Genomic DNA, 25,024 nt, shown 5'->3' with positions numbered 1-25,024 from the left:
ACGAGCAAAAATTGGGGTCGGAGTTGATTTACAATCGTGAATCGCCTCCGGCCTTTTTTGTTTTAGTCGTCATCTATGGCTCGCTTACCCCGCCTCGTCGTCCCGAATCAACCGCATCACATCATTCAGCGTGGACATGACAAACAATCAATATTTCGCGATTCTGCGGATCATGCGGCGTTCCTGGACTGGCTGAAAGAAGGGGCCAAGCGCTTCAAGGTCGCCGTACACGCTTATGTACTCATGCCCGACCACATCCATGTGCTGGCGACACCTGTCGATGCCGACGGGCTGGCACGAATGATGCAATGGGTTGGGCGGTATTACGTTCCTTATTACAACCAGAAATATGAAAGAGGCGGCACCCTGTGGCAGGGGCGTTACCGAGCCACGGTGCTGGACGCCGAGCGTTACCTGCTGTTGTGCAGTCGCTACATCGAGCTGAATCCGGTCCGTAACGCACTTGTCGCAGGGCCGGCGGATTATCCATGGTCGAGTTACATGCATCACATTGGCGCAAAGTCGGATCCGCTGATCACCGACCACCGCTTGTATTGGGCTTTGGGCAATACGCCGTTCGACCGCGAGATCGCCTACAAACTGTTGGCCGAGCAGTCGCTGGCCAGTCAGGAAGTGGAGGCGATCACGCAGGCGACCTTGAAGGGCTGGGCCTTGGGTGCCGACGACTTTAAATCAGGCCTGGAAAAACAGGTCAGCCGCCGTGTTAGTCCTGCCAAGCGGGGGCGTCCAGCTAAGAAAGTGGATATTGCACCGGTGCAAGATGATGATGCCGATGAACTGAAAGTCGAATAAAAGTCTTTTAATACAAAGAGTTAACGCGGTTGTTAATTTACTCTGTCCCCAATTAAAAAATATTAAAAATTCTGAGGTTTTTAATTTTACTCTGACCCCTTTTGTTCTTATTGAAGATTTGGGTGCAGTGCACTATCCTTAAATCCTTACTCTCAAAGTGGTGGAGCACCGTTATGCATGCGCAAGGCCTATACGACCCAGCTAATGAACACGACGCCTGTGGTGTCGGTTTTATCGCCCATATCAAGGGGAAGAAAAACCATTCTATCGTTGAGCAAGGCTTGCTCATTCTGAAGAATCTCGACCACCGGGGTGCTGTCGGCGCTGATCCGCTCATGGGCGATGGTGCCGGTATCCTGATCCAGATTCCGGATCAGTACTACCGCGAAGAAATGTCCAAGCAAGGCGTCGAACTGCCGCCACCAGGTGAATACGGCGTCGGCATGATCTTTCTGCCTAAGGAAAACGCTTCCCGCATCGCCTGTGAGCAGGAAATCGAGCGGTCGGTATTGGCTGAAGGCCAGGTTGTGCTGGGCTGGCGCGATGTGCCGGTCGACATGGACATGCCGATGTCGCCGACCGTGCGTGAAAAAGAGCCGGTCATCCGTCAGATCTTCATCGGTCGCGGCCCGGACATCATGGTGACTGACGCACTGGAGCGTAAGTTATATGTGATTCGCAAATCATCCGGTCACGCCATTCAGGCCCTGAACCTGATCCACGGCAAGGAATTCTTCGTGCCGTCTATGTCGGCGCGCACCGTGGTCTACAAGGGTCTGTTGCTGGCTGATCAGGTTGGCGTGTACTACAAGGATCTGCAAGACCCGCGCTGCGTTTCTGCGCTGGCGCTGGTGCATCAACGTTTCTCCACCAATACTTTCCCTGAGTGGCCACTGGCTCACCCATACCGCCTGATCGCTCACAACGGCGAAATCAACACGGTCAAGGGCAACTTCAACTGGATGCGCGCACGCGAAGGCGTGATGCAGTCGGCCGTGCTGGGCGACGATCTGAAGAAGCTGTTCCCGCTGATCTATGAAGGTCAGTCCGACACTGCTTGCTTCGACAACGCACTGGAACTGTTGCTGATGGCGGGCTATCCGCTGGCGCAAGCCATGATGATGATGGTGCCGGAAGCCTGGGAAAACCACACCCTGATGGACGACAACCGTCGCGCCTTCTACGAATACCACGCCGCGATGATGGAACCATGGGACGGTCCGGCCGCCCTGGCCTTCACCGACGGCCGTCACATCGGCGGCACGCTGGACCGTAACGGTCTGCGTCCTGCACGTTACATCGTGACTGACGACGACCTGGTCGTGATGGCTTCCGAATCCGGCGTGCTGCCGATTCCAGAATCCAAGATCATCCAGAAATGGCGCCTGCAACCGGGCAAGATGTTCTTGATCGACCTCGACGCCGGCCGCATCATCGATGACAAGGAACTGAAGGACACTTACGCCAACGCCAAGCCATACAAGCAATGGATTTCGTCGGTGCGCGTCAAGCTGGACGAACTGAAGGCCGAGCCGTTTGAATCCGGCTCGACCATTCCGCTGCTGGATCGCCAGCAAGTGTTCGGTTACACCCAGGAAGACGTCAAGTTCCTGATGGCGCCGATGGCGTCGGGTGGCGAAGAAGCGATCGGCTCGATGGGCAACGACTCGCCGCTGGCAGTCATGTCCAACAAGAACAAGACGCTCTATAACTACTTCAAGCAATTGTTCGCGCAAGTGACCAACCCGCCGATCGACCCGATCCGCGAAGCGATGGTCATGTCGCTGGTGTCCTTTATTGGCCCACGTCCGAACCTGCTCGACACCAACAACATCAACCCGCCGATGCGTCTGGAAGTGTCGCAGCCGATTCTCGACTACGCCGACATCGCCAAGCTGCGCAACATCAGCGCGCATACCGGCGGCAAGTTCAAGTCGCATGAGCTGAATATCTGCTACCCGGTCGCATGGGGCAAGGAAGGCATCGAAGCACGTCTGGCATCGCTGTGCGCCAAGGCAGTCGACGCCGTCAAGTCGGGCCACAACATCCTGATCATTTCGGATCGCAAGGTAGACTCCGAACAAGTCGCGATTCCTGCATTGCTGGCGACTTCCGCAATCCACTTGCACCTGGTGAGCAAGGGCTTGCGTACGTCGACTGGTCTGGTCGTCGACACCGGCTCTGCACGCGAAACGCATCACTTCGCACTGCTGGCGGGCTACGGCGCCGAAGCGATCCACCCGTACCTCGCAATGGATACCCTGACCGAAATGGCCAAGGGTTTGCCGGGTGATCTGTCGGGCGACAAGGCGATCTACAACTTCCAAAAGGCAATCGGCAAGGGCTTGCTGAAGGTCATGTCGAAGATGGGTATTTCGACTTACATGTCCTACTGCGGCGCGCAGATTTTTGAAGCCATCGGTCTGAACAAGGCGCTGGTCGACAAGTACTTCAAGGGCACTGCATCGAATGTCGAAGGTATCGGCGTGTTCGAAGTCGCCGAAGAAGCGCTGCGTCTGCACCGCGCTGCCTTCAGCAACGATCCGGTTCTGGCCAATGCGTTGGACGCGGGCGGCGAATATGCCTTCCGTATCCGTGGTGAAGAGCACATGTGGACACCAGATGCGATCGCCAAGCTGCAACACTCGACTCGCGCGAATAACTTCAATTCGTACAAGGAATACGCGCAGATCATCAACGATCAATCCAAGCGCCACATGACATTGCGCGGTCTGTTCGAATTCAAGATCGATCCGTCGAAGGCGATCTCGATCGATGAAGTCGAGCCAGCCAAGGAAATCGTCAAGCGTTTCGCTACCGGCGCGATGTCGCTGGGTTCGATCTCGACCGAAGCGCATGCCACGCTGGCAATTGCGATGAACCGCATTGGCGGCAAGTCCAACACCGGCGAAGGCGGCGAAGACGTCAATCGTTACCGCAACGAACTGAAGGGCATCCCGATCAAGCAAGGCGCAACCCTGGCATCGGAAATCGGCAAGGACGTCATCGAAGTCGACATCCCGCTGCAAGCCGGCGACTCGCTGCGCTCACGCATCAAGCAGGTGGCATCCGGCCGTTTCGGCGTGTCGGCCGAATACCTGATCTCTGCCGACCAGATCCAGATCAAGATGGCGCAGGGCGCGAAGCCGGGCGAAGGCGGTCAGCTGCCAGGCCACAAGGTCACTGATTACATTGCGACATTGCGCGTGTCGGTACCGGGCGTTGGTCTGATTTCGCCGCCGCCGCACCATGACATCTATTCGATCGAAGATCTGGCACAGCTGATCCACGATCTGAAGAACGTCAATCCGCGCGCATCGATCTCAGTCAAGCTGGTGTCGGAAGTCGGCGTCGGTACGGTTGCCGCAGGTGTTGCCAAGGCCAAGTCGGATCACGTCGTAATCGCCGGCCATGACGGCGGCACCGGTGCATCGCCGCTGTCCTCGATCAAGCATGCCGGTTCGCCATGGGAACTCGGCCTGGCCGAAACCCAGCAAACTCTGGTGCTGAACGGTTTGCGTAACCGCATCCGCGTGCAGGCCGACGGTCAGATGAAGACCGGTCGCGACGTCGTTATCGGCGCACTGCTGGGCGCGGACGAATTCGGTTTTGCTACGGCACCGCTGGTCGTCGAAGGCTGCATCATGATGCGCAAGTGCCATCTGAACACTTGCCCGGTCGGCGTGGCGACTCAGGATCCTGTCCTGCGCGCCAAGTTCTCCGGCAAGCCTGAACACGTGGTCAACTTCTTCTTCTTCATCGCGGAAGAAGCACGTCAGATCATGGCGCAACTGGGTATCCGTACTTTCAACGAACTGATCGGCCGTTCCGATCTGCTGGACCGTACCAAGGCTATCCAACACTGGAAGGCGCAAGGTCTGGATTTCAGCAAGATCTTCTATCAACCTGTCAGCGCGACACCGTACTTCCACACCGAGAATCAAGACCACGGTCTGGATAAGGCGCTGGATCACAAGCTGATTGCACAGGCACGTACCGCACTCGATAAGGGCGAGAAGGTTTCCTTCATTTCGCCGATCCGCAACCTGAACCGCACCGTCGGCGCCATGTTGTCGGGAGAAGTGGCCAAGCGTTACGGCAATGAAGGTCTGCCGGACGACACCATCCACATCCAGTTGCAGGGCACCGCAGGCCAATCGGCAGGCGCGTTCCTGGCGCACGGCGTGACGCTGGATCTGGTCGGCGAAGGCAACGATTATGTCGGCAAGGGCTTGTCGGGTGGTCGCATCATCGTGCGTCCAAACACCGAGTTCCGCGGCCGCGCAGTCGACAACATGATCTCCGGTAACACCGTGCTGTACGGCGCGACCTCCGGCGAAGCATTCATCAACGGCGTGGTCGGCGAGCGTTTCGCCGTGCGTAACTCCGGCGCGATTGCAGTTGTTGAAGGCACCGGCGACCACGGTTGCGAATACATGACTGGCGGCACCGTCGTTGTACTGGGCGCCACTGGCCGTAACTTTGCGGCGGGTATGTCGGGCGGCATCGCTTATGTCTACGACGAGGCAGGTGACTTCGCGGGCAAGTGCAACATGGCCATGGTCGCACTGGACAAGGTCTTGTCCGATACCGAACAGGAAGCCTCGACCGATCGCGCCATCTGGCACAGCCTGCAACGCGGCGGCAACGGCCAGACCGATGAAGTGATATTGCGTGGTCTGATCGAGCGTCACTTCAAGTACACCGGCAGCACGCGCGCGCGCTATCTGCTGGACAACTGGGCGGCATCGCGCGGCAAGTTCGTCAAGGTCTTCCCGACCGAGTACAAACGTGCACTGGGCGAACTGAATGCTGCCAAAGCGACGCCTAAGGACAAGATTCCGGCATAAACAAGTAAGTGCCGAATCAGTCCGAACGATCAATATCAATATACGCAAGGCTGACGATTTCCGAGTTCTCCAAGTACAACGAATCGTCAGCCACCTATCCTTAGCGAAGAATGTGAGTGGAAAATGGGTAAAGTAACCGGCTTTATGGAATATGAGCGCCTGAAAGAGGCGAGCGAAGCGCCACCGTCGCGCATGAAGCATTACAAGGAATTTGTCCTGCATCTGGGTGATGCAGAAGCTAAAGTGCAAGGCGCACGCTGCATGGATTGCGGCATCCCGTTCTGCAACAATGGCTGCCCGGTCAACAATATCATCCCCGACTGGAATGATCTGGTCTATCGCGGCGACTACAAGGAAGCACTGGACACGCTGCATTCGACCAACAACTTCCCCGAATTCACCGGCCGTATCTGCCCGGCGCCGTGCGAAGCAGCTTGCACGCTGGGTATCAACAGCGACGCTGTCGGCATCAAGTCGATCGAGCATTTCATCATCGACAAGGGATGGGAAAACGGCTGGGTCACGCCGCAACCGGCCGCCGTCAAAACCGGCAAGAAGGTCGCCGTGGTCGGTTCCGGTCCCGCAGGCCTGGCCGCTGCACAACAGCTGGCGCGCGCCGGCCATGACGTGACCGTGTTCGAAAAGAACGATCGCGTTGGCGGCTTGCTGCGTTACGGCATCCCCGATTTCAAGATGGAAAAGTCGCACATCGACCTGCGCGTCGAGCAGATGCAGGCAGAAGGCGTCGTCTTCCGCACCAGCACGCTGGTAGGCAAGGACTTCCCGGCCAACATCACCAACTGGTCCAAGGAAACAGTTTCTCCCGACGACCTGAAGAAAGATTTCGACGCTGTCGTCATCGCCGGCGGTGCAGAACTGCCGCGTGACTTGCCGGTGCCGGGCCGCGAATTGAAGGGTGTACATTTCGCCATGGAATTCCTGCCGCTGCAAAACAAGGTCAATGCCGGCGACAAGCTCAAGGGCCAGATCATGGCGACCGACAAGCACGTGGTCGTGATCGGTGGCGGCGATACCGGTTCAGACTGCGTTGGGACTTCGAACCGTCACGGCGCTGCTTCGGTGGCCCAGTTCGAACTGATGCCGCAACCACCGGAAACAGAAAACAAGCCAATGGTCTGGCCTTACTGGCCAACTAAGTTGCGCACATCGTCGTCGCATGAAGAAGGTTGCGACCGCGATTGGGCCGTGGCGACCAAGCGCCTGGAAGGCAAGAACGGCAAGGTTGAAAAGCTGATCGCCGCGCGTGTCGAATGGAAGGACGGCAAGATGCAGGAAGTGCCTAATTCCGAATTCGAAATGAAGGCTGATCTGGTGCTGCTGGCCATGGGCTTCGTCTCGCCGGTGCAGCAAGTGCTGGAATCGTTCGGCGTCGACAAGGACCAACGCGGCAACGCCAAAGCGACAACCGATGGCGAAGGCTGCTACAAGACTTCGGTCGACAAGGTGTTTGCGGCAGGCGACATGCGTCGCGGCCAATCACTGGTGGTGTGGGCGATTCGCGAAGGCCGTCAGTGCGCGCGCGCAGTGGATGAGTTCCTGATGGGATCGTCGGTACTGCCACGCTGACACCTGGAAGTAAAAAATGCGGTAAAGAAGCCGGATTGACGAAAGTCTTTCCGGCTTTTTACTTGGCGGCTCAGGTCCCGGAATGGCAGCGGGCCAAGCGAAATCAGCCTGGTGTCAGCCCGGACTCGCCTTGCTCAAGTACAATGGAATTTCACTTTTCAGATACGGCTTGTCGTCGCGATTATTGGCGATTGTTGGCGATAACCCGCGATAACCGAAGAACAACATGACTACCCCGATTCGCTACAGCATCACCTCCAACGATTGCGCCGCCCACGTGTTCGACGTCACCCTGACAGTCGATACGCCGGCTGCCGACGGACAAGTATTTTCCTTGCCGGCGTGGATTCCCGGCAGCTACATGATTCGCGAATTCGCGCGCAATATCGTGCAAATCCGCGGCGAAGCCGGCGGCAAGAAAGTCGTACTGCGCAAGCTCGATAAACACACCTGGCGCGCTGCGCCGTGTACCGGCCCGCTGACGTTGAGCTATCAGGTCTACGCCTGGGATTTGTCGGTGCGTACCGCACATCTGGATCAGACCCACGCTTTCTTCAACGGCACCAGCGTGTTTCTGCGCGTCGAAGGGCAGGAGCTATCGGAGCACATCGTCGATATCCGTCGCCCCGAAGGCGACGCCTACAAGCGCTGGCGCGTAGCGACTTCCATGCAGGAACTCAAGGCCAAGCGTTATGGTTTTGGCACTTACGTCGCCGGTGATTATGACGAGTTGATTGACCATCCGGTTGAGCTGGGGGACTTTGCGCTGGCTACTTTTACGGCACATGGCGTACCCCACGATATCGTGATTACCGGCAATGTGCCGAATCTGGACATGGCGCGCCTGTCCTCCGATCTGAAGAAAATCTGCGAAGCGCAGATTGCCTTCTTCGAGCCGAAAAGCAAACGTGCGCCGATGTCGCGTTACGTCTTCATGACCATGGTCGTTGGTGATGGCTACGGCGGTCTGGAGCATCGTGCATCGACTGCGCTGATTTGTGCGCGCAGCGATCTGCCGGTGAAGGGCAAGTCGGAATCGACCGATGGCTATCGCACCTATCTCGGCTTGTGTAGCCACGAATATTTCCACACGTGGAACGTCAAACGCATCAAGCCTGCGATGTTCGCACCCTACGATTTGCGGGAAGAGGGTTACACCTCGTTGCTGTGGTTGTTCGAGGGTTTCACCAGCTACTACGACGATCTGTTCCTGGTGCGTACCGGTCTGATCGATACACCGGACTATCTGAAGATGCTGTCGAAGACCGCCAATGGCGTCTTGCGTGGCAGCGGCCGACGCAAGCAGAGCGTGGCAGAATCGAGCTTCGACGCCTGGGTCAAATACTATCGCCAGGATGAAAACGCACCGAACGCCATCGTCAGCTATTACACCAAGGGTTCGCTCGTGGCGCTGGGTCTCGACCTGACGATCCGCGCCGAAACCAATGGCCGCAAGTCGCTGGACGATGTGATGCTGGCGTTGTGGCAGCGCTTTGGCCGTGATTTCTATAGCCGCAAAGGTGGCAAGGGCATCGGTGAGGAAGAGGCCGAGGCTTTGTTCGAAGAAGTCAGCGGCGTGAAGTTGAAGCGCTTCTTTGATCGTTACATTCGCGGCACCGAAGACCTGCCGCTGGAATCGTTGATGGCGCCGTTCGGCGTCGCCTATGCGGATGTGCGCAAGGATGCCAAGCCCGGTATGAATGTTCGTGTGACGCGTGACGGCGGAGATGCCAAGCTTGCCAATGTGTATGAAGGCGGGGCAGGGCAGCGTGCCGGATTGTCGGCAGGTGATCGTTTGGTAGCGCTGGATGGGGTTCGTATCCCACCGGCAGGCATGGATGGTTTACTGGCCCGTTATAGCGAGAACGACGTGGTCGAGTTGCACGTGTTCCGTCGCGACGAGCTGATGTGTTTCAAGGTCAAGCTGAAGAATGACGGCGCGCCGCAAGTGATGCTGACTGCGCAAGATAAGCCGCTTGCTCTTGTACGCAAGCGCAAGGCTTGGCTCGGTTAATTAACCGAGGTTGTTTTGACGGCTTTGGCATTGGCTAGTTGCTGGTGCCAATACCGATTCTGATGCTGCCAATGTTGATGTACTGCTGAAATTGCAGGCAATAAAAAACCCGCCGAAGCGGGTTTTTTATTTGATGCGTCAGCTTTGCTGAATCGAAGATTACTTCGCTTCTGCGTCGCCTGCTGCTGGGGCTGCGCCTTCAGCTTCAACCTTGCCTGCTGGTACCGAAGCGGTAGCAACTGTCAGGTTTTCTTGCGAAACAGCGGTCACGCCGTTTGGCAATTGCAGGTCAGCCAAGTGGATCGAGTGACCGACTTCCAGCTTCGACAGATCAACGGAAACGAATTCCGGCAGATCCTTAGGCAAGCAGGAGATGTCCAGTTCGCTCATGACGTGGCTGATGATGCCCGATGCCAGTTTGACGGCTGGGGAGATTTCAGCGTTCACGAAGTGCAGTGGCACCTTGACGTGGATCTTTTGCGATGCATCGACGCGTTGGAAGTCAACGTGCAGAACCAGTTGCTTGTATGCGTGGACTTGGAAGTCGCGCAGCAGAACTTGTTCAACCTTGCCTTCGATTTCCAGGTCGAGGATCGACGAATGGAATGCTTCTTTCTTCAACGCATGGTACAGCGCGTTGTGGTCCAGAGCGATGTTCAGCGGTGCTGCTGTACCACCGTAGACGATGGCTGGTGTTTGACCAGCAATACGCAGGCGGCGGCTCGCTCCGGTCCCCTGCTCTTTGCGTGGAAATGCGATAACTTTCATGTGAAACTCCAAAGGTTGCGGGACTTTCGTCTCGCGTTAAAAATCCCCCGCGACCAGGGGATTCAAGGATCCCGTCATTTGCATGACGGGATTAAAACTGAAATCGAATTTGAAACTAAAGCTGAATCTTTAAAGCTTATTCTGCAAACAGCGACATCACCGAGTCGCCCTTGCTGATGCGCTTGAATGTCTCGGCCAGCAGGCTGGCGCAGGTCAGTTGGCGAATCTTGCCACAGGCTTTGGCGGCGTCCGACAGGGGAATCGTGTCGGTGACGACCAGCTCGTCCAGCGGCGAATTGGCGATGCGATCCAGCGCAGGGCCGGACAGAACAGGGTGCGTACAGTAAGCAACAACCTTCTTGGCGCCGCGCTCTTTCAACACTTCAGCAGCCTTGGTCAGCGTGCCGGCGGTGTCGACCATGTCATCCATGATCACGCAGTTACGGCCTTCGACTTCACCGATGATGTTCATGACTTCCGACACGTTCGCCTTCGGGCGGCGTTTGTCGATGATCGCCAGATCGCAGCCGAGGCGCTTCGCCAATGCACGGGCGCGCACCACGCCGCCGACGTCAGGCGACACGACCAGCAGGTCGTCGTAGTTCTTGCTCACCAGGTCGCCCAGCAAAATCGGCGATGCGTAGATGTTGTCGACCGGAATGTCGAAGAAACCTTGAATCTGGTCAGCGTGCAAGTCCATGATCAGGACACGTTCAACGCCGGCTTCCTGCAGCATGTTGGCGACGACCTTGGCCGAAATCGCAACACGGGCGGAACGCGGGCGGCGATCCTGACGGGCATAACCATAGTACGGGATTGCAGCAGTGATACGGCCGGCGGAAGCGCGCTTCAACGCATCAACCATGATCATGATTTCCATCAGGTTGTCGTTGGTCGGTGCGCAGGTCGACTGCAGCACGAAAACGTCTTTACCGCGGACGTTTTCGTTGATCTCGACCATGACTTCACCGTCGGAGAACTTCGAAACATTGGCCTTGCCCAGCGGGATACCTAATTTTTCGACGACGCCTTGCGCCAGTTCTGGGTTGGCGCTGCCGGTAAAAACCATCAGGTTTTCGTATGCCATATGGGTATCCCTGAATGCAATCGTTTAAAAGTCGAAAAGCCGACAATGCTTGACTGTACAGTCTTGCGTTGGCGGCTTATCTCTTTGGCTTCTTTTTTCTTTATCGGGCGATGTAAAACTGCCCAAATTTAATGGCAGGGGAACAAGGATTCGAACCTTGGAATGCTGGAATCAAAATCCAGTGCCTTAACCAACTTGGCGATTCCCCTACGCAATCTGCTGTTTGCCGCTGAATTACACCAATCACACTTTTAACATCGTGTGCAATTCATCGTCAAACCAATTCTTGGTTACGAACTTATCAAATGGGCGAGAGGATGTTCCTGCATCGCTTTGGCTTTCCAGGCAATCCATTTCGAAGGTACTTGTTTCAGTACTTCGTCTGCTTGATGTTCATGTTCAAAAGAACAAAATACACAAGCGCCGGATCCTGTCATCCTTGCGTTTCCGTATGTCTTGAGCCACTTGATGGCTTCAGCGACAGGAGGAAACTGCTTGGCAGCCACCACTTCTAAGTCGTTTTTTCCGAAGTCGCTATCGAGAAGATTATGCGCTTCAGGAAAGTCCGTTATTCTGACGACTTTTGTATCCCTTGTCAATTCTTCTGACGAAAAAATTATCGCGGTTGGTACGGATACACCGGGTTCGATCACCACGAACCAGCGATTGGCGGTTTCCAGAGCAATCAGGTCTTCGCCAACACCCTCGGCAAACGCATTGCGGCCAAACAAAAAGAAGGGGACGTCGGCCCCTAATTGCAGCCCCAGCGCCATTAATTGCGTGCGGTTTAAGCCGGTTTGCCACAAATGATTCAAGACCGTCAACGTAGTTGCAGCATCGGATGACCCGCCACCCAGACCGCCTCCCATGGGAAGTTGCTTATGGACGGTAATGTCGGCGCCGAGATGTGGCTTGCCGGCGGCGGTTTGCAGCAACCGGGCGGCACGAACCACAAGATCGGTTTCTTCTGGTACGCCCGGGACATCATTGGTGCGACGAATGCGCCCATCGTCGCGCACGGAAAAATCCAGCGTATCGCTGCGATCAAGCAGCTGAAATACCGTTTGCAGCAAATGATAGCCATCGGCGCGACGGCCGGTCACGTGCAGGAACAGGTTCAGTTTTGCCGGCGCGGGGCAGTTGGACAGGCTTGCTTGCATGAATCAGGTTGGAATGTCGTTGGTACTGCCATGATCTGCGCCAATCAGGCGTTGGCGCAATGGGCTGAATAGTTAATGACTCTGCCAGTCATCGATCACGATACGGATCGATACCGGGCCGGCCTGTTTGGTTTCGCGCGTCAGATCGATGCGTTTAGGACGATTCTTCTCTGTTTTGGCGGCATCATCCTGCCATTCGCCGTAACTCAGATTCCAGCCGTCGCGGGTGGTAAAACGCACCGTGTCGCGGGATGGCTGGGCGACGAAGGCTTTGCCGTCGGCACCGCGTCCGAAACCTTGCAGCCAGTCACGCAGACCGGATACCGGCAACGGCCAGCCCAGGGCTTGCTCAGTCAGGACGTCGACATCGGCTGCCGATAACGGTGGTTTGCCTGATTGCGTCAGTACGGCGATGCCCGGCTTGATGTCGATGGTCGCCAGCGTCTGGCCCAGCGGCGACAGCAGGCTGAGGACGATATGACGTGCGCTCTGGTTCCAGGTAAAACTGCCGTGGACGGCTTGTTCGCGGCGATCTTGTTCATAGCGGATCGACAGGCGTCCGCTCAGATCAATGCTGTCGTTATAGCGGCGTTCTACAGCAGGGCCGCTGTCCGCGCTCTCAGGCGGAGCAACGGTGGCGCAACCGGCGGCCAGCATGACCAGGCATGCTGCCGCAACGTGTTTCAATAAATTGATCGTCATGGTCGAGATAGGCTGCGAGCGGATCAGAGCTGAACCTTGAGGCGCTCCAGCGTGCTTTTCAGGACGTCGTTTTTCGGATCCTTGCTTTGCGCTTCGCGCCACAGCTTCTTGGCCTCGTCCTGCTTGCCGCGTGTCCAGAGGATTTCGCCGAGATGGATGCCAATTTCCGGATCGGGGCGCAGACCATATGCTCGGCGCAGTTCTTTTTCTGCCTCATCCATGTTGCCCATGCGGAATTCTGCCCAGCCCAGGCTGTCGGCAATGAATGGATCTTCAGGCGCCAGTTCGACCGCTTTCTTGATCAGCGACACGGCTTCCGGCAGGCGAATGTTGCGGTCGGCCAGTGAATATCCCAGCGCGTTGTAAGCATGCTGGTTATTCGGCGCGAGTTCGATGATCTTGCGTAGCGACGTTTCCATATCCTTGTAGTTGCCGGTCTTGTCGGTCACCATTGCATAGTCGTACAGCAGGTCGGTGCTATCAGGAAAGCGCTTCAGGCCGGCCGACAACACGTCCGCTGCATCCTGATAGCGTTCGCTGTCGCGCAGGATCTGGGCTTCGCCCTGAATCAGCTGTAACAGTTCGCGATCATTGCCGGCATCTGATTGTGCTTGTTGCAGTACCTTGCGGGCGCCATCGATGTCGCCGCTCTTGGTCATCAATTGCGCACGGCGGATTTGTACGGCGTTATACGATTCGCCCGGTTCGACTTGTTCCAGATACTTCAATGCGGTCGGGATGTCGTTACGTTCTTCGGCGATTTGCGACAGCAGCAATAGCGCTTGTGTCGGATCGCGTTCATCTTCCGGCTGGGCTGCCAATACTTCCAGATAGCGCTTCAGGTAGGTTTCGCCTTCGGTCAGATGATTGGTTTGCACGTTCAGGATGCCCAATGCGTACAGCGTGGTCAGGTCATCCTTGTCGTCTTTGAGCAAGGTCTGGAATTGGCTGCGCGCTTGTTCGAACTGTTTTTGCTCAACCAGTCCGCGGGCATAGGCAACACGTACTTCGCGCGAATCCGGATACTTTTTGAGGAAGTCCGACACCAGCTTCATCGCTTCATTGCCATCGGGCGTCACTTGCGCCAGCGTCAGGATTGCAAGTTCGGAATCAGGTTTGATCTTCAGCGCCTGCTTTGCTTCATCACGTGCACGTTCGCCGTCACGATTGGAAAAGGCGCCTTGCGCCAGCGCGACGTGAGTTTCGAGCAGCGTCGGATAGGGCGCAACGATGTCTTGCAAGATGGTGTAAGCACCGGCCTTGTCTTTGGCGCGCATCAGCAAACGCTGGATTTGCAGAATCATCGGGCCGCGTGCTTGCGGATCAGCTTCTGCAAGGCGTTGCGCCATCAGCGGCTGGATTTCTGAAATATTGTCGCCCAACATGATCAGGCCAAGGTAGTTCTGCAAGGCCTCATCCGAATGCGGCGCCAGTTCGGTCCAGAGACGGACGGCGGCAAGTGCTTCGTTGGGATGGCGCGCGGCCAGTGCCATTTCGGCAGCGCGTTTTGCCAGACGCGGGTCACGGGTTTGCTGGGCCGCGCCGAGCAAGGTGACATAAGCCGCCTGCCATTGGCCGCGTTGGAAGGCGATTTCAGAACTCATGATTCTGAACAGGACTTCATCGCTCAGCTCAGGTGTCGGCAGCGGATCTTCCGGCTGCGCCTTGGCTTTGGCTTGCCCCTTGCGGGCCGGTGTCGCCTTGACCAAAGTTTGTTTCTTGCTGGTTGCAGCCGCAGCCGTAGTTGCATCGGTCTCGCTGGGTTGCCGCAGGCTTGCACACGCGGAGAGCATGACGGAGAGCGTTACAATGGCGAGAGGTTTTTTCAAGGGAAATCCTGAGTAATTTGGCAAATGAGCGAGCAAATATTAATTTTACGCTCAACGGCATGCTTCTTGGTGTAAGCGAGTGTAAACCATCTGCCTTATCATAGTGTCTATAGCGGCTGTAGCCTCTTCGGTTGTAGACGGCTGTTCGCCGCTATCCTGCAATTTTTCTTGCCGTTCCATTCAAGAGTCCGTGTTTCCATGCCTGAATTACCAGAAGTAGAAGTTACCCGCCGCGGTGTCGCTCCCCATCTTGAGGGACGCAAGGTCACCGCCGTGGTGATGCGCCATACCGGCTTGCGCTGGCCGTTTCCGGTCGATCTGGAGGTGCGGCTTGCCGGTCGTGTCGTGCGTTCGACTGGACGGCGCGGCAAATATCTCCTCATTAACTTTGACCATGGCACGTTGATCGTGCATCTGGGAATGTCGGGGCATTTGCGTATTCTGCCCTTGGGAATAACACCGCAAAAGCATGATCACTTCGATCTGGTGGTCGGCAAGCAAGTCATGCGTATGACCGATCCACGTCGCTTTGGTGCCGTTTTATGGCACGACGCTGCCGATGGCGACATCGAGGAGCACATACTTTTGCGCGGCCTTGGGCTTGAGCCGCTGGAGGATAAGTTTTCGGCGAAGGAGCTGCATCGTCAGACGCGCAACCGCAGCGCACCCATCAAGCAGGTCTTGCTGGCCGGCGACATCGTCGTCGGCGTCGGCAATATCTATGCTTCGGAAAGCCTGTTCAAGGCCGGTATCAATCCAAAAACTGCCGCCGGCAAGATCAGCCTGCCGCGTTACGAAAAACTGGAGGCGGCAATTCGCGAGACCCTGGCAGCCGCGATTGAACAGGGCGGCAGCAGCTTGCGCGATTTCATTGCCGTCAACGGCCAGTCGGGATATTTCCAGCAAAGCTATTTCGTCTATAACCGTACCGGGCAGGATTGCCGTATCTGCGCGACGCCGATACGTCAGATCAAGCAAGGCCAGCGTTCTACCTTTTACTGTGTGATTTGCCAACGATGAAACGTGTACTCACCAAGACGGATACGACGCCCGGCGTCGCCCAGGCAGGCGCACTAACAGCTGCAGATAACTTTGTCGATCCAGGTTTTTCGGCCGCCGTTATTGGCTGGCAAAAGCAACATGGCCGGCACGCGTTACCGTGGCAAAACACCCGCGATGCCTATCGCATCTGGCTCTCCGAGATCATGCTCCAGCAGACGCAGGTGACGGCGGTGATTCCTTATTATCAAAAATTCCTGCAGAGTTTTCCGACCGTCGAGAGCCTCGCGGCGGCGCCGTCGGAAGCCGTGATGTCGCACTGGGCCGGATTGGGCTACTACACGCGTGCGCGCAATCTGCATCGCTGCGCGCAACGTGTGACGGCCGAATACGGCGGCCGCTTTCCCGATGATCCTGACCAGTTGGCCGATTTGCCGGGTATCGGTCGCTCGACAGCAGCGGCCATTGCCGCTTTCGCGTATGGCAAGCGTGCAGCCATTTTGGACGGCAACGTCAAGCGCGTGTTTGCGCGTGTGTTCGGGGTGGAAGGCTTTCCCGGTTCGAAGCCGGTAGAGGATTTGCTGTGGCGACGTGCGGTGGCTTTGTTGCCGCAAACCGATATGGAATCCTATACGCAGGGTTTGATGGACTTGGGCGCGACGCTGTGCGTGCGCGGCAAGCCGGCTTGTGATCGTTGTCCGCTGGCCCAGCGCTGCGTGGCGCTGGCCACAGGCCGTACTGCTGAACTGCCGGTGCGCAAACCGAAGAAGGCGGTTCCCGAGAAAGATACAATGATGCTGGTCATCAGCGAGGGCGAAGACGTTTTGTTGCAGCAGCGTCCGGACAGCGGCATCTGGGGCGGATTGTTATCGCTGCCGGAGCTGCCGGTGAGCCAGAATGCCGAGGAGTTTGAGCTCGCCGTTGACAGTGCGACACGGCCTTTCGGCACGATTGCCGCCTGTCGCAAGCTGCAACCGTTTTCGCACGTCTTCACGCATTTCAAATTGCATGTGTCGCCATTTCAGGTCGTGCTGAAAAAGCGCCTGCTTCAGGCTGCGGAATCCGTGTATGTCTGGTACCCGGTTGCCGGCTTGGCGGATGCGCCCTTGCCTGCGCCAGTCAAAAAACTGTTGCTGGGCGTGTTGCGCACCGACGATTTGCTGAATTGATTGAGTGAACTGGCTGAGATGAACTCAGCTTAGTTGGCGATGGCGTATCACCACGTTCTCGTTTGCCGAGAAGTGTTTGGCCAGTTGCTCGACAATATAGACCGAGCGGTGCTGGCCGCCGGTACAACCGATCGCCACCGTCAGATAGCTGCGGTTGTCGCGCTTGAACGAGGGTAGCCATTTTTCGACGAAATTGCGGATGTCACCGAGCAGATCATTCACGGCAGGCAGATCAGCAAGAAATTCGATGACCGGCGCGTCCCTTCCGGTGAGCGGGCGCAGGCGCGTATCGTAGTGCGGATTGGGCAGCATGCGCACATCAAACACCAGATCCGCGTCCAGCGGCACACCAAATTTAAATGCAAAAGACTCGAACAGCAAGGTGAGACTGGCTTGCTCCGTATCGATCAGGTCGCGAATCCAGGCGCGCAGCTTATTGGCGCTCAGGTTGGACGTGTCGATGACATGGCCAAGCCCTTCGACCACACTCAACATTTCTCTTTCCTTGTGAATGCACTCGGTCAGCGTCAGGCGATCAGTTGGGTTTTGGTTGGGCAGCAAACGATGCGACAGCGGATGGCTGCGGCGCGTCTCTGAAAAACGCGTGATCAGCGATTCGGTCGTGGCCGTCAGGAAGAACAGCTTGACGTCGTGTCCTTGCTCCTTGAGCAAGACTATATCTGGCCCCAGACCTGCAAGCGAATCGGCGCTGCGTGCGTCGGTGGCGACCGCCAGCGTCTCATCGCCTTCCTTTAAACGGGTTTCCACCAGACTGCGCAGCAGTGCAGGCGGTAAATTGTCGACGCAAAAATAACCGGCGTCTTCCAGAACATGGAGAGCGACCGATTTGCCGGAGCCGGAAATGCCAGTGATGAGGACGATACGCATGAGTATGATGATACCTCAAGCAGAGCTGATAGGTCAGTGTCGTGTCAGCTTACCGTGTGATCGACCCGGTTGTCGATAGTCAAATCAGTCGATTGCCGGGGCGTCCTGAAGGTTTGTCCGCTTATTCGCCATTCATTGCTTTGCGCTGGCGATCGATAAATTCCTTGAGCGTATCGATGCCGCGCAATTGCAAGATGGTATTGCGTACCGCCGCTTCCAGCAGAACCGCGATATTGCGGCCGGCAGCCACAGGGATGACCACCTTGCGGATCGGCAGGCCGAGCACGTCTTCAAATTGCGCATCGAGCGGCAGGCGTTCGTAATTTTCTTCCAGCGTGCTGCGACGAACCAGATGGACGATCAGCTTGAGGCGCATTTTGCGGCGTACGGCTGTCTCGCCGAAAATGGCTTTGATGTCGAGCAGGCCAAGGCCCCGGACTTCCAGCAGATTTTGCAGCAAAGGCGGGCAGCGGCCTTCGATCATGTTCGGCGCAATGCGCGCGAACTCGACGGCATCGTCGGCCACCAGGCCGTGGCTGCGTGAAATCAGTTCCAGACCCAATTCGCTTTTGCCCAGGCCGGACTCACCGGTAATCAGCACGCCTACGCCAAGCACGTCCATGAATACGCCATGCATGGTGATTTGCTGCGCCAGTTTTTTGGACAGATAGACGCGCAGATAATCGATCACCTGTGCAGCAGGCAATGGCGTGGAGAACAATGGAATATTTTTTTCGTCGCAGATCGCCAGAATATCGGCCGGCGTGGACAAACCTTGCGCGATGATAAAAGCGGGCGGTTCACCGGCGACCAGCTCAGCAGTCTGATAGGCGCGGGAGGTATTGGAGAGGCGTTGGTAGTACTCGGTTTCCTGATGGCCGAAGACCTGGATACGGCCCGGGTGGATCAGATTCAAGTGGCCGACCTGATCGGCTGCAGAGGCGGCGTCGCCGGAAATCAGTCGTTCTCCACCGGGGAAACCTGCAAACCAGCCCAACTGCAGCGATTCGCGATTTTCTTCATACAGTTGCTGTATCGATAGCGCGGTGTAGGCAGGCATGGTTCTCCGAAAGACGGTGGTTACAGTGGCGGTGGCGACATCAATTTACGTTAATGCGTGCGCGGACGCTGCGGATCCTGATTAATCAGGATCCGTGCGTTATTTTGCTTAATTGGTTTTTTCCAGCGACGGCTGCCAGGTGACGAGGCGCGAATAGACAGAGGCTGCGTCAGGGTCGGCAATCAGTTCAGCGCGAAAAGCATTGTCGGAAAACATCTCTGCAATTTCAGACAGGATTTCCAGATGCTGTTGGGTCACATTGTCGGGGATCAGCAAAAAGATCAACAGCTTGACCGGCTCGCCGTCTGGTGACTCAAAAGGAATCGGCTCGGCCAGGCGCATGAATAGCGCTAATGGAGCCTTGAGTCCCTTGATGCGGCCGTGCGGAACGGCCACGCCGTGACCCAGTCCTGTCGAACCAAGGCGCTCGCGTGCAAACAGGTTTTCAGAAACAGTGGAGCGGGCGATACCGCTGTTGTTTTCAAAGGTAAGTCCGGCTTGTTCGAATGCTCGTTTTTTGCTGGAGACTTCAAGGTCCAGAATGACGTTCTCTGGGGACAGGATTTTTGCTAGATTTGTCATGACACAAAAGAAAGGCGCTAGATAGGCTTTTGTGCAGGATTATAGGCTTCTTTGGGAGTTACGCAATGAATTCCGTTGTTGCTCCGGGGTAAATGTGAGGCAGTGTTGCAGCCGTGCGAAAGGCCCGGATGGAGCACGTTTCCCCGGTGGGAGGAGGTCGTTTTGCCGGGGAAACGAGGGTGCGCATTTTTACATTTCGATGCGGCCAAAAACCAACAATACGTCGCCGCTGTTTTTGTTGGGCGAAAGACGCGGGACATAAGAGAACATGATCTTGGCCTTTTTGGTACCGATCGATGCCAGCGGCAACGGCACCGGGAAAGGCACGCCGCCAAAATAATCCTGGCGGCTCATCAGCATTGCGGTGCCGCCGATGCCGACTTCCAGCGGCGTGTGGCTGATCGGGAACACCCACTCATACGCGTAACCGGCCATGATCTGTGGATGGCGGTGCGAATCCTTCAGTACGAAGCCATAAAGCGACTCGTCGTTGCCATCCTCATTACGCATAGTTTTGCCGTAGCCGAGACCCCATGCATGTTCGTTGAGCTCGTTCAGTTTTTCTTTGGTATAGGTGCTGCGGCCGTGATGCGCCCATCCGGAGACGTAAACCGCATCGTCGCCTTTGTCGATGATTTCTGAAGCGTGGTTCTTTGCGGATTGCCACCAGCTGGAATCGTCGCTCTGTTGCGCCATCGCAGGCAGCGATGTGCCGACGCAGGCAGCGGCAACTATTCCTGCAAGCAAAGCACGATGAGGAAGTCGGTTCGAGGTTGGAAGTAATTGGCTCATATTTTTATTGGGTAGGAATGGTCGATTGCAATTGGCGCGGCATGATCGGATTAACCGGATACATGCCAGAAGGAAATTGACCGTTTTCCTTGCCATGAAAAAAAAGACGTGGTCGTGCCGTTGTATAGCGAAGGTTTACGGCGAAAACTGAGTTGGTGCACAAACAAAAATTGTCGGCGAGGAACAAGTAAAACGATGCACTTGAGGAGGTTTTGAAGCGATTTCTTCAAAACACTGCAGATGCTAGGTTGTCATTGTCCGTTTCGAATCTTGTTGAATGCACTTGGATGATGCTTGCGATGCATCGTCCGTTGAACTGTCCATGGTTGAGACAAGATCATGGCATAAGAAGTTTTATGCAAAAGGAAGAAATCGTTTCAAAATGTTGCTGAGCAGGCTTTGTTGACAAGGCAGGCAGAGGGGAATGCTCTGCACGCCGACGATGCGCAGGATGTAATGTCTTTGTAACTACGACGTTACAAAGACATTGTCCCTGTGGCGGAGATGTCTTGCGATAGGCCTATTGACGGGCATTTCGCAGATTGGATGGTGCACGGCCCGCCGAAAAATTGCTGCGCCATGGATTGATGTCCAGGCCGCCGCGTCGTGTGTAGCGCGCATAGACCGACAATTTTTGCGGTTTGCACTGGCGCAGGATGTCGACAAAAATACGTTCCACGCATTGCTCGTGGAATTCATTGTGTTCACGGAATCCGATCAGATATTTCAATAAGGCTTCCTGATTGATTGGTGCACCTGCGTAATGAATCTGTACGCTGCCCCAATCCGGCTGTCCGGTGACTGGACAATTGGATTTCAGCAAGTGCGAGAGCAGTGTTTCTTCCACCATTGCTTCTTCATGATTGGCGAACAACAGTGCCGGGTTCGGGTGATGATCGACGACTTCAATATCAAGTCGATCCAACAGCAGGCCGCTGAGTTCGCCCATATGCAATCCGGAGAATGCGCCCGGTTCCGTCAGTGTGACTTGCACGCTGGCGCCTGCTGCCAAGGACAAATCCTTTTGCACGATATCGACCAGCGCCTGCTGATCGTCGAGCCGCGTCTGGTTGAACGAGTTCAGATAAAGCTTGAACGATTTTGATTCGATGATGTTGGCGGAGTCGGCCGGAATCATGAAGGTCGCAATCGCAATCTGTGGCTTGCCGCGTTGATTCAGCCACGACACCTCATACGCATTCCAGATGTCGATGCCGAAGAACGGCAGCGTGCCTTGCAGTCCGAGTTCATCGCGCTTGGCCTGGCGCGGAATCGGGAACAGCAAAGTCGGATCGTAAGCGCAGGGGTAGGCGGAGGCCTTGCCCAGCGGTGAGGTATCAGGTGAATTCGGGTGCATCATGGTCTTGCTTCCTTCGTGCTTCGGGTGTTTCAGTTTCTTGAAATATGCCGGGCGGTTTAGCCCAGGAACAATTTGTAGAGCGGGTTCTTGCTCTCGTCCCAATGACGGTACCCGAGATTGTCGAGGAAGGCGCGGAAGGTTTTCATTTCCTTCTTCGGCACCTGCAGCCCGACCAAAATGCGGCCGACATCGCCGCCTTGATTACGGTAGTGGAACAGGCTAATGTTCCAGTTCGGATTCATGTTACTCAGGAAGCGCATCAGCGCGCCCGGACGTTCCGGAAATTCAAAGCGATACAGTAATTCGTCCTGCGCCAGCGAGCTTTTTCCGCCGACCAGATGGCGGATGTGAACCTTCGCCAGTTCGTCGTGCGTCAGGTCCAGCGTGCTGAAACCGCTCTTTTCAAATGTTTTGGCGATCTTGGCCGGTTCATCCGCGCTGCTGGTCTGGATACCGACGAAGATATGCGCCGACTTGGCATCGCTGATGCGGTAGTTGAATTCGGTGACGTTGCGTGGTCCGACGACTTCGCAGAAACGCTTGAAGCTGCCGTGTTCTTCAGGAATCGTAACGGCGAACACTGCTTCGCGCGCTTCACCGACATCGGCCATTTCTGCGACGAAGCGCAGACGGTCGAAGTTCATGTTGGCGCCGCAGGCGATAGTGATCAGGGACTCATTTTTGATCGGCTTCTTGCTGTTCTTGGCGCGTTCAATGTAAGCCTTGGCGCCGGCAACAGCCAAGGCGCCGGCCGGTTCGACGATGCTGCGCGTGTCCTGGAAAATATCCTTGATCGCGGTGCAGACGGCATCGGTGTCGACGAGGATGATGTCGTCGACCAGTTGTTTGGTGATGCGGAAAGTTTCTTCGCCGACCAACTTGACCGCGGTGCCGTCCGAGAACAGGCCGACATCCGGCAAGGTGATGCGGCGACCGGCTTTGATGCTGCGCGCCATGGCGTCGGAGTCCGTAGTTTGCACGCCAATGATCTTGATGTCCGGACGCACTGCCTTGACGTAAGCCGCGATACCCGAGATCAATCCGCCGCCGCCGATGGCGACAAAGATCGCATGGATAGGGGCAGAATGCTGGCGCAGGATTTCCATGCCGACAGTGCCCTGACCGGCGATGACGTAAGGATCGTCAAACGGGTGGACGAAGGTCAGCTTGAGTTTCTTTTCCAGCGTCAGCGCGTGGTTGTAGGCATCGGTGAACGAATCGCCGAACAGCACCACTTCACCGCCACGGCCTTTGACTGCTTCAATCTTCACGGTCGGCGTGGTGGTCGGCATGACGATGACGGCGCGGCAACCGAGCTTGGCTGCCGAGAGCGCGACACCTTGCGCATGATTGCCTGCCGAGGCGCAAATCACGCCGCGCTTCAATTGCACCGGGCTCAGATGCGCCATCTTGTTGTAGGCACCGCGCAGCTTGAAGCTGAAGACGCTCTGCATATCTTCGCGCTTGAAGTAAATCCGGTTTTCCATCCGCTGCGACAGGCTGGTAGCAATCTCCAGCGGTGTTTCAACAGCAACGTCGTAGACACGGGCGGTAAGGATTTTCTGCAAGTAGTCGGTGGTCATGGTCTGTCAGGGCAGGGGTTCTGCGTTGTTCACACAGTTTTGGTTACGCGATTTTTGCCCCGTTTTGCCTCACTCTCGTGTGGAAAACGGTAAAAGACAAGGTCGCGGCGAACTGATCATTATAATGTAGCCGCCGCACGGACTTATATTGGTGCGCGCATGCGACGTATCTGTCGCAGGGGAACAAGGCTGAAAAAACCGGTTATTGAAACCATTTGCCGTCAAATTTCTCTTATTTCCTTCAACCCTTCCTAACTTACTTCCCAGCCTGCATGATTGAAAACGCCATTCTCTGGTTATTGAAAACCCTTGCCGTTCCGACCGTCGGGCTGACGTCCGTTTTTATCATCAGTTTTGTTTCGGCAACATTGTTGCCGCTCGGCTCCGAGCCTGCTGTTTTTGCTGTCATCAAAGCCAATCCGGAAATATTCTGGCAGGTGATTCTGGTGGCGACCGTCGGCAATACCTTAGGCGGCGTGGTGGATTACTGGATGGGGTATGGGGCAAAGCAGACTTTCGCCAAGGAACGCACCAGCCGCTGGTTTCACTGGCTGGAGCGCTTTGGCGCCAAGACCATGCTGCTGGCCTGGTTGCCGGGGGTGGGTGATCCGATTTGTACGCTGGCGGGCTGGCTCAAGCTGCCGTTCTGGCCGTCCGTGTTTTACATGGCGATCGGAAAGTTTTTCCGCTATATCTTCATGACATGGCTGTTGCTGAACGTGCCGGATGGTTTTTGGCGCGCGGTCGCAGACTGGCTAGCCTAGCAGCGTATCGAGCAGCATCATCGTCACGAAACCCGCCAGCAAGCCCAGTGTGGCTTGCGTTTCGTGTCCCTGGCGATGTGACTCCGGAATTACTTCGTGACTGATCACAAACAGCATCGCACCGCCGGCACCCGCCAGCGCCCATGGCAAAGCGGTTGCGGATATGCCGGTTGCGAGTGCGCCGAGTACGCCGCCGATAGGTTCGACTAATCCGGACAGGATGCCGGCGCCGGCCGATTTCCACGGCGAGTAGCCCAACGTGCGCAACGCCAGCGCCACGACCAGACCCTCCGGAATATCCTGAATTCCAATGCCGGTCGCCAGTGCAATCGCCTTGCCCATCTCATCGCCGCCGAATCCCACGCCGATCGCAAGACCTTCCGGAAAATTATGAATGGTGACGGCCATCACAAACATCCAGATGCGGCTGGTGCGTGCGGAATGTATTTCAGGATTGGGCGCAATGAAATGCTGATGCGGCACCAGGTGATTGATTGCCAGCACAAACAGGCCACCGAGCATGATTCCGGTTGCTGTCAGCAGCACGGCCGCAGTTTTGCCGTAACCGAGTGTCTGCGCCTGATTCATGGCGGGAATGATCAGCGAGAACACACTTGCGGCCAGCATGATGCCGCCGCCGTAGCCCAGCATGATGTCTTGCGTGCGCTCCGAAATGCGGCGTGCGAACAGCACCCCAAGCGCGCCCAGCGCCGTCAATCCGGCCGCGGCGGAGGAGCCGAGCAAAGCCGGCATGACCTGAGGGTGCGCAAGAAAGAAGCTGCTCAGTCCCTCGTAGGATTTGACCAGAATGAAGATGAGGCCAATCGACAGCATGGCAATCTGGCGCGGCCGCAAGCGGAAACGGGGCGCGTTATGTTCAGCGGATGTCGGGGTGGAGCGGTATGAAAGTGGATTGCGCAATTGTGCTTGTATCATGGCAGTCATCCCTGTCTGTGGATTGGCGGATGGCTGTCCTAAGCTTTGCACTCGGCGTATTCAGCGAGGGTGATGGCTAGA

Annotated in this window: 19 protein-coding genes and 1 tRNA gene; 7 read left to right on the top strand and 13 right to left on the bottom strand. The window is 56.3% G+C overall.

What is annotated here, in order from left to right:
- Nucleotides 1-75: 75 nt before the first annotated feature.
- The 4 genes from PQR63_RS20280 (at nucleotide 76) to PQR63_RS20265 (ending at nucleotide 9,264) form a co-directional block, all read left to right on the top strand.
- Nucleotides 76-813: a transposase gene (locus PQR63_RS20280; RefSeq protein ID WP_408169754.1), complete on the top strand. Its 738-nt coding sequence runs from the start codon at nucleotides 76-78 to the stop codon at nucleotides 811-813.
- A 173-nt stretch (nucleotides 814-986) separates the two neighbouring features.
- Nucleotides 987-5,663, top strand: a complete 4,677-nt coding sequence (locus PQR63_RS20275; RefSeq protein ID WP_408169753.1) for a glutamate synthase-related protein — start codon at nucleotides 987-989, stop codon at nucleotides 5,661-5,663.
- Nucleotides 5,664-5,786: 123 nt separating this feature from the next.
- The gene (locus tag PQR63_RS20270) at nucleotides 5,787-7,250 is read left to right on the top strand and encodes a glutamate synthase subunit beta (RefSeq protein WP_408169752.1); all 1,464 of its coding nucleotides are present in this window, start codon (nucleotides 5,787-5,789) and stop codon (nucleotides 7,248-7,250) included.
- 226 nt (nucleotides 7,251-7,476) lie between these two features.
- Nucleotides 7,477-9,264, top strand: coding sequence for a M61 family metallopeptidase (locus PQR63_RS20265; RefSeq protein WP_408169751.1), 1,788 nt, complete (start codon nucleotides 7,477-7,479; stop codon nucleotides 9,262-9,264).
- Nucleotides 9,265-9,423: 159 nt separating this feature from the next.
- Here the strand turns inward: PQR63_RS20265 and PQR63_RS20260 are convergent, their stop codons facing one another.
- From PQR63_RS20260 to PQR63_RS20235, 6 genes are all read right to left on the bottom strand, one after another.
- A complete protein-coding gene (locus tag PQR63_RS20260) occupies nucleotides 9,424-10,032 on the bottom strand; it encodes a 50S ribosomal protein L25/general stress protein Ctc (protein ID WP_408169750.1) in 609 nt (202 codons plus the stop codon).
- A gap of 136 nt (nucleotides 10,033-10,168) precedes the next feature.
- Complete coding sequence (locus PQR63_RS20255) at nucleotides 10,169-11,119, bottom strand: ribose-phosphate pyrophosphokinase (protein WP_007880734.1); 951 nt, start codon at nucleotides 11,117-11,119, stop codon at nucleotides 10,169-10,171.
- 132 nt (nucleotides 11,120-11,251) lie between these two features.
- Nucleotides 11,252-11,328 (bottom strand) — tRNA-Gln (locus tag PQR63_RS20250).
- 81 nt (nucleotides 11,329-11,409) lie between these two features.
- The gene (ispE, locus tag PQR63_RS20245) at nucleotides 11,410-12,279 is read right to left on the bottom strand and encodes a 4-(cytidine 5'-diphospho)-2-C-methyl-D-erythritol kinase (RefSeq protein WP_408169749.1); all 870 of its coding nucleotides are present in this window, start codon (nucleotides 12,277-12,279) and stop codon (nucleotides 11,410-11,412) included.
- A 72-nt stretch (nucleotides 12,280-12,351) separates the two neighbouring features.
- The gene (lolB, locus tag PQR63_RS20240; RefSeq protein WP_408169748.1) at nucleotides 12,352-12,981 is read right to left on the bottom strand and encodes a lipoprotein insertase outer membrane protein LolB; all 630 of its coding nucleotides are present in this window, start codon (nucleotides 12,979-12,981) and stop codon (nucleotides 12,352-12,354) included.
- 23 nt (nucleotides 12,982-13,004) lie between these two features.
- Complete coding sequence (locus PQR63_RS20235; protein WP_408169747.1) at nucleotides 13,005-14,810, bottom strand: tetratricopeptide repeat protein; 1,806 nt, start codon at nucleotides 14,808-14,810, stop codon at nucleotides 13,005-13,007.
- Nucleotides 14,811-15,008: 198 nt separating this feature from the next.
- Here PQR63_RS20235 and mutM point away from each other — a divergent pair, with 198 nt between their 5' ends.
- Both mutM and mutY read left to right on the top strand, forming a co-directional pair.
- Nucleotides 15,009-15,830, top strand: a complete 822-nt coding sequence (gene mutM, locus PQR63_RS20230; protein ID WP_408169746.1) for a bifunctional DNA-formamidopyrimidine glycosylase/DNA-(apurinic or apyrimidinic site) lyase — start codon at nucleotides 15,009-15,011, stop codon at nucleotides 15,828-15,830.
- A complete protein-coding gene (gene mutY, locus PQR63_RS20225) occupies nucleotides 15,827-16,978 on the top strand; it encodes an A/G-specific adenine glycosylase (protein ID WP_408169745.1) in 1,152 nt (383 codons plus the stop codon). The genes mutM and mutY overlap by 4 nt, the downstream gene beginning before the upstream one ends.
- A 24-nt stretch (nucleotides 16,979-17,002) precedes the next feature.
- On the opposite strand, the gene rapZ is transcribed toward mutY, so the two are convergent.
- The 6 genes from rapZ to ilvA form a co-directional block, all read right to left on the bottom strand.
- Nucleotides 17,003-17,866, bottom strand: coding sequence for an RNase adapter RapZ (gene rapZ, locus PQR63_RS20220; RefSeq protein ID WP_408169744.1), 864 nt, complete (start codon nucleotides 17,864-17,866; stop codon nucleotides 17,003-17,005).
- A 121-nt stretch (nucleotides 17,867-17,987) separates the two neighbouring features.
- The gene (hprK, locus tag PQR63_RS20215) at nucleotides 17,988-18,926 is read right to left on the bottom strand and encodes an HPr(Ser) kinase/phosphatase (protein WP_408169743.1); all 939 of its coding nucleotides are present in this window, start codon (nucleotides 18,924-18,926) and stop codon (nucleotides 17,988-17,990) included.
- A 108-nt stretch (nucleotides 18,927-19,034) separates the two neighbouring features.
- Nucleotides 19,035-19,508: a PTS sugar transporter subunit IIA gene (locus tag PQR63_RS20210; RefSeq protein WP_050476568.1), complete on the bottom strand. Its 474-nt coding sequence runs from the start codon at nucleotides 19,506-19,508 to the stop codon at nucleotides 19,035-19,037.
- A 189-nt stretch (nucleotides 19,509-19,697) separates the two neighbouring features.
- Complete coding sequence (locus PQR63_RS20205; protein WP_094566135.1) at nucleotides 19,698-20,204, bottom strand: hypothetical protein; 507 nt, start codon at nucleotides 20,202-20,204, stop codon at nucleotides 19,698-19,700.
- A 616-nt stretch (nucleotides 20,205-20,820) separates the two neighbouring features.
- Nucleotides 20,821-21,660, bottom strand: a complete 840-nt coding sequence (gene queF, locus PQR63_RS20200; RefSeq protein WP_408169742.1) for an NADPH-dependent 7-cyano-7-deazaguanine reductase QueF — start codon at nucleotides 21,658-21,660, stop codon at nucleotides 20,821-20,823.
- 56 nt (nucleotides 21,661-21,716) lie between these two features.
- Entirely contained in the window at nucleotides 21,717-23,243 is a 1,527-nt protein-coding gene (gene ilvA, locus PQR63_RS20195; RefSeq protein WP_408169741.1) for a threonine ammonia-lyase, biosynthetic, read from the bottom strand.
- Between the two features lie 272 nt (nucleotides 23,244-23,515).
- On the opposite strand from ilvA, the gene PQR63_RS20190 reads away from it, so the two are divergent.
- Entirely contained in the window at nucleotides 23,516-24,007 is a 492-nt protein-coding gene (locus tag PQR63_RS20190; RefSeq protein WP_094562642.1) for a YqaA family protein, read from the top strand.
- Here the strand turns inward: PQR63_RS20190 and PQR63_RS20185 are convergent.
- Nucleotides 23,999-24,943 carry a ZIP family metal transporter gene (locus PQR63_RS20185; RefSeq protein WP_408169740.1) on the bottom strand — a complete coding sequence of 315 codons (945 nt, stop codon included), beginning with the start codon at nucleotides 24,941-24,943 and terminating at the stop codon, nucleotides 23,999-24,001. The two genes, PQR63_RS20190 and PQR63_RS20185, sit on opposite strands and share 9 nt — an antisense overlap.
- Nucleotides 24,944-25,024 lie beyond the last annotated feature (81 nt).

The sequence above is a fragment of the Herbaspirillum rhizosphaerae genome (assembly GCF_046025915.1).
Lineage (GTDB): Bacteria > Pseudomonadota > Gammaproteobacteria > Burkholderiales > Burkholderiaceae_D > Herbaspirillum > Herbaspirillum rhizosphaerae_A.
This window is presented reverse-complemented; position numbering and strand designations above follow the sequence as displayed.